The sequence below is a fragment of the Methylobacterium sp. J-076 genome (genome assembly GCF_022829405.1).
Taxonomy (GTDB): Bacteria; Pseudomonadota; Alphaproteobacteria; order Rhizobiales; family Beijerinckiaceae; genus Methylobacterium.
Map to the genome: position 1 here is coordinate 1 of NZ_JAKSXW010000030.1, position 4,291 is coordinate 4,291.

General features: G+C 64.4%; 2 protein-coding genes and 1 pseudogene. 2 read left to right on the top strand and 1 reads right to left on the bottom strand.

Annotation, left to right across the window (positions count from 1 at the left end):
- Positions 1 to 51 precede the first annotated feature (51 nt).
- Positions 52 to 1,104 carry a hypothetical protein gene (locus MKK53_RS01885; protein ID WP_243926342.1) on the top strand — a complete coding sequence of 351 codons (1,053 nt, stop codon included), beginning with the start codon at positions 52 to 54 and terminating at the stop codon, positions 1,102 to 1,104.
- A 267-nt stretch (positions 1,105 to 1,371) separates the two neighbouring features.
- On the opposite strand, the gene MKK53_RS01890 is transcribed toward MKK53_RS01885, so the two are convergent.
- Positions 1,372 to 2,868: a hypothetical protein gene (locus tag MKK53_RS01890; RefSeq protein WP_243926344.1), complete on the bottom strand. Its 1,497-nt coding sequence runs from the start codon at positions 2,866 to 2,868 to the stop codon at positions 1,372 to 1,374.
- Between the two features lie 701 nt (positions 2,869 to 3,569).
- Here MKK53_RS01890 and MKK53_RS01895 point away from each other — a divergent pair.
- Positions 3,570 to 4,291: pseudogene (locus MKK53_RS01895) on the top strand (hypothetical protein); the annotation flags it as partial.

Consider the following 4,291-nt stretch of genomic DNA (forward strand, 5'->3'; position numbering starts at 1 on the left):
TAGCTCCACCCTCGTGCAAGCCCGAGGGTGCGGGAAGGCGAGACCATCACGATGAGCAGCATCACCGGCGCGGCGAATCCGACCGCGATGACCAATTCACAGTCTCCGAATGCGGCCGACGCGGCCACAGCCGATTTTTCCGGTAAACTGGATTCGATGAAACATGCTGTTTACAAAGAACCCAAAGATACCTCCGAAACACCTCGGCATGATCCCGCATTCGTTGACTACAATACCTATAACGAAGCCGCTTTAACGAAACCTCATCACGATGAAACCAACTTTACACATGATGTACTTAATACTTTAGCAAACGACGCAAATTATCTCAGTATGCGACTATCGATAAACGAGGCGTCCGCAGCCGTTGGGTCACTTTCGGGAGGCGTTGCCGGCAAGGCGCAGCCAAAGACGGACCAATCCTTGCAGACGACTGTCGACCAGATCAATCAAGACCTTTCAGACATGAGGGCGGAGAGCACGGGCCAGGGTACGCAGCCCGTGAAAGACGCGCCCGCCGCCACGGCAGCGTCAGTCGCGAACCAGGCCAACCAAGACATGAAAAACATCGCTGTAGAGGCCGAGAAGAAAATCGCGGTGATTGAGAGCAAGTCTGGCCAAAGCGGGGGTGCCGCCGCGGCAGAGGCAGTCGCGAACCAGGCCAACCAAGACATCAAGGACGTCGCTGTGGCGGCCGAGAAGAAAATCGCGGTGATTGAAAGCAAGTCTGGCCAAGGCGGGGGTACCGCCGCGGCAGCGTCGGTCGCGAACCACGCCAGCCAGAACATCAAGGACGTCGCTGTGGCGGCCGAGAACACGATCGCGGCCACGGCAAGCAAGTCTGGGCAAGGCGAGGGCGCCAGCGGCATCGCCGGAGCCCTTCAGCAGTTCACCGATGGGATTGTGAGACTGAAGGGCCCCACAGATAACGGCGCCACCGCCGTCGGATCCGCTGCACAGGCCCTCACGACTCTTGAGAACGTGTTTGGCCACGCAAATAGCGGCGCCGCCGCCACGGCACAGTCAATCGCGACCCAGGCCTTGCAGGCCATCAAGGACGTTGCTGTGTCGCCCAAGAACACGATCGGGGTGACTGCGAAGTAGCCAAAGCAGGGCGCGGGAGGCGCGACCGCCCCCCCGCGCAGAAACCGGGACGCACCGTCAGGCCCCGTCACGGGAGCGCCCGCCTGCCACGATGCGGCAGGCGGGCGCTTTCTTTCTGAAAGCCGGACGAGCCATCCGCTCCCGCCCGCCCGCGAGGGCACGCCCTCCCTCACGCGCCCCCGGCGCAGGCGACCCGACCTCGCGGGCCTTGCGACATCGGGCAAGGGAGCCCCCGCCCCGTCGCCGCCGCGACCCGACGGGTCCCGGTTACGCCAGATGCCGGCCTTCGAGGGCGCCGAACTGGAGGTAGTGCAACAGCGGGTCCACATGCGCGGCGGCCACGTCCGCGTTGGCGGTTTCGTAGGCCGCCGTGTGGAACGCCGCCGACGGATCGCGGCCCTCCTTCCAGCCGAACTGGTCGTAATGGGCCAGCGGATCGATCTGCGCGGCGGCCACGTCCTGATAGTGGGCGAGGTAATACTTCACGTCGAAATCGGCGTTCGGGTTGCGGCCCTCGCGCCAGCCGGATTGTGCGAAGTGCTGGTAGGCGAAGGCGAAGGTGTCGCCCCCGAGGGTGAGGGCGGCCTTGGCGACGTCCGGATTGACCAGGAGATAGTATTCGGCATCGAAGCCGGGATGGACGCCGAGGTCCCCCGCCTTGCCGATGGCGGCATAGGTCTGGCGCCCCTCGAACTGTCCGCTGGACAGGTAATGCGACAGGGGGTCGAGCCCGGCCTGGGCCACGTCCGGATTGAACTTGAGGTACAGCTCGTTGTCGAAGCCGGCCGAGGGGTCGCGGCCCTCGTGCCAGCCGAACTGGTCGTAATGGGCCAGCGGGTTCATCCCGGCCTTGGCCACGTCCGCGTTGGCCGCGAGGTAGCCGTTGGTGGAGAAGAGGGCGTTCGGGTCACGCCCCTCGTGCCAGCCGGACGCGGTGTAATGGGCCACCGGATCGACATGGGCCCGGGCCACGTCCGGGCCCTTCTGCGCGTAGAACACCGAATCCACCAGCACGGTGCCGCCGGCGCTGCCGAAGGTCTTCAGCCCGAGGTCGCGCAGGATCGCGAGGTCGACGTTCGAGACGTCGTAGCGCGTCCCGAGCGGGGCGCCGTAGCCCGCCATGAGGTCGGCCGCGATGAGGTCAGCCGCGCTGCTGCCGAGGTGATAGTATTGCTCGGCGTTGTGCTCGGTCGTCACGTGGACGGCCCCGCCGAAGACCGCCTGCGCGGCGCCCCCCGTGAAGGCCGCGGTCCCGTCGGCATCGATCCGGACCAGCTTGTCCCACGGCGATTCCGCGCCGGTGAGGGCGCCGGTGTTCGTATCGCGGAAGCCCACGATGCCGAGCCCGTGGCCGATCTCGTGTTCCAGGATCTGGATGGCGCTGGTCTTGTTCGAGGGCAGGGCCGTGGGATGGGCCGGGTCGGGATCGATGAAGAGATATTTGTCGATGAAGCTCGGATCGATGGTGATCTGGATGTCGGGGCTCGCGCCGTTGGGATCGACGCCCGTCAGCAGCTCGGATTCCGCGCCGCCGCGGAAGATGTTGACGGACCCGTCCTTGGCGAGGAAGACCGAGGTCGCCGGGCCGCCATTGGCCGTCCCGATCGACGTCGCGTTCGACACGGTCACCTGGATGTCGATCGTCCCCTTGCCGTAGAGGTTCCGCGACCACGCGCCCAGGGCCGCGGACGTGTCGGCGAGCAGCGCCGCGTCGTAGCTGTGGTTGGCGGAATCGATCAGGGCGACTGTGCTGTTAAAGCTCACCGGAAACTCCCCCCGCACCGCCAGTATTGAGCAGTGCTAGCATATCCTGCCAACCGCACAAGTCTATTATGCACATCGTCGTGAACGGCGAGAATTGTGGGGACATCGGCTCACGTCCCGCACAGTGCCGGGGATGCCACGACATCCGTGCCGTGCGGGAAGGCGATGGGCCGAGGGCACCGTCCCGGGCCATGGCTCCATTCGCCCGCCACCGCCCCTCCGCAGGCGGGCTCCCTGTTTCGGGACCACCACCGGCGGTTGTCGAAACAGACCGAGTCGCAGTGGAAGTGATTTGATTCGAACCGATTCATGGCTCGATAAAGGTATAACCGACTATATTATTGATAGTTTAGCCGTATTATCATCCTAACTCAAAGTAGATAAGTGATTTTTGCAACAGACATTCCTATCGCATCCGGCGTTTAGCGCCTCTCGTCATCCAACGATCACATAAACACCGCAACACGCGGGGGCACATGACCGTGGAAACATGATCTGCCCGCAACCATCAGGCCTCATCATGATATCGATGTGAGATTTTCAGACCCGCTATTTCAGTTAGCAGGCGAAACGACCCGGACAGTATCCGATTCACCTCGATCCGCCGTCCAGAGCGCCGGACGAAGGGGGTCGCGTACTCGTGTCACCCGTCGATCCACTGTCGTGCGCGCTCGAGGAAACAGGAAAGCGAGATCGGCACCATGAGCAGGATCAACGGCGCGACAGACCCGACCGCACGGCTCGACAACCGCGCCGGCACCGGAACAGACAAGGATGCAAGGAGCGCGACCGCTTGGCACACCGCGCTGGATGACAGCAGAGACCTCGGCTTAGCATCCAAGGGAGCACCGCCGCGGGACACCAGCTTGGCGCATATCGCGGAATTGATCCACCAGTCGGTCGATGGCCATGCAGCACATCTTCCGGTGCTCGAGGATCTGAAGGGATTCGACGCTCTTCAGCTGCTCGGATTGAGGGAGCCGCCGATGGTGCAGTTCTGTGAGACTGAAGAAGGGCAAGGGGCACCACAGACGACCCCTACCATCATAGGACCGACTACCCCCGGGAAGGATTCCGGCAAAGAGCCCGGCGAGTCGCAGGGTGGGACCGACTCCACCGGCACGCCCGAGACTAACGGCGGCCAGGGTTCCGGCTCTTCGACCGGCGCGTCCCAGACTAACGGTGGCCAGGGTTCCGACTCTTCGACCGGCGCGTCCCAGACCGACGGCGGCCATGGCTCCGGCGCTTCGACCGCCGCCTCCCAGACGAACGCCGGCCAGGGCTTCGGCGCCTCAGCGGGGCGCTCCCCGACTAACGACCACCACGGTACCGGGGTGTCGGCGGCGGAGGACGAGCGCAGGGCCGAGTACAGCTCGGAGGGGCCGCCGGCCGACGAGCCGGAACCCTGGCCGCCGTTAGTCTG